The following is a 1142-nucleotide window of genomic DNA, read 5'->3' on the forward strand; positions in this document are numbered from 1 at the left end:
CATGGTAAAACTACCTTAACAGCTGCAATCACCAACGTACTGGCTAAGACTTACGGCGGTCAGGCGTTTGCTTTCGATCAAATCGACAAAGCACCAGAAGAAAAAGCACGTGGTATCACGATCAACACCTCACACGTTGAATACGATACTCCGACGCGTCACTACGCGCACGTAGACTGCCCGGGCCACGCTGACTATGTTAAGAACATGATCACTGGTGCAGCGCAGATGGATGGCGCTATTCTGGTAGTAGCGGCGACAGACGGCCCAATGCCACAAACACGTGAGCACATCCTGTTATCACGTCAGGTAGGCGTACCGTACATCATCGTGTTCATGAATAAATGTGACATGGTAGATGACGAAGAGCTGTTAGAGCTGGTAGAGATGGAAGTACGTGAGCTTCTGTCAGACTACGACTTCCCAGGTGATGACCTGCCGGTAATCCGTGGTTCAGCGCTGAAAGGTCTGGAAGGCGATGCAGAGTGGGAAAAGAAAATCCTGGAGCTGGGTGAAGCACTGGACACTTATATCCCTGAGCCAGTACGTGCGATTGATAAGCCATTCATCATGCCAATCGAAGACGTATTCTCAATCGCGGGTCGTGGTACAGTAGTAACAGGCCGTGTAGAGCAAGGTATCATCAAAGTTGGTGAAGAAGTTGAAATCGTAGGTATCAAAGATACTACTAAGACAACTTGTACCGGCGTTGAAATGTTCCGTAAGCTGTTAGACGAAGGTCGTGCAGGTGAGAACATTGGTGCTCTGTTACGTGGTACTAAGCGTGAAGACGTAGAACGTGGTCAGGTACTGTCTAAGCCAGGTTCAATCAAGCCACACACTAAGTTTGAAGGCGAAGTGTACGTACTGTCAAAAGAAGAAGGCGGTCGTCATACTCCATTCTTCAAAGGCTACCGTCCACAGTTCTACTTCCGTACGACTGACGTAACGGGTTCAGTAGAGCTGCCAGAAGGCGTAGAAATGGTAATGCCAGGCGACAACCTAAAGTTTGTTGTTGAGCTGATTTGCCCAATCGCGATGGACGAAGGTTTACGCTTCGCAATCCGTGAAGGTGGCCGTACCGTTGGTGCTGGCGTAGTATCAAAAATCCTGGCTTAATAAGCTGAGATTGAAAAAGGCCC

Annotated in this window: 1 protein-coding gene; it reads left to right on the forward strand. The window is 48.9% G+C overall.

The genetic code is table 11. The annotated features are described in order from the left end of the window. A partial coding sequence (gene tuf, locus LHL18_RS19615; RefSeq protein WP_226768319.1) for an elongation factor Tu occupies nucleotides 1–1119 on the forward strand: 1119 nt, incomplete at its 5' end. Between the last annotated feature and the right edge of the window lie 23 nt (nucleotides 1120–1142).

It is taken from the genome of Rheinheimera aquimaris (assembly GCF_020531985.1).
Classification (GTDB): domain Bacteria; phylum Pseudomonadota; class Gammaproteobacteria; order Enterobacterales; family Alteromonadaceae; genus Alishewanella; species Alishewanella aquimaris.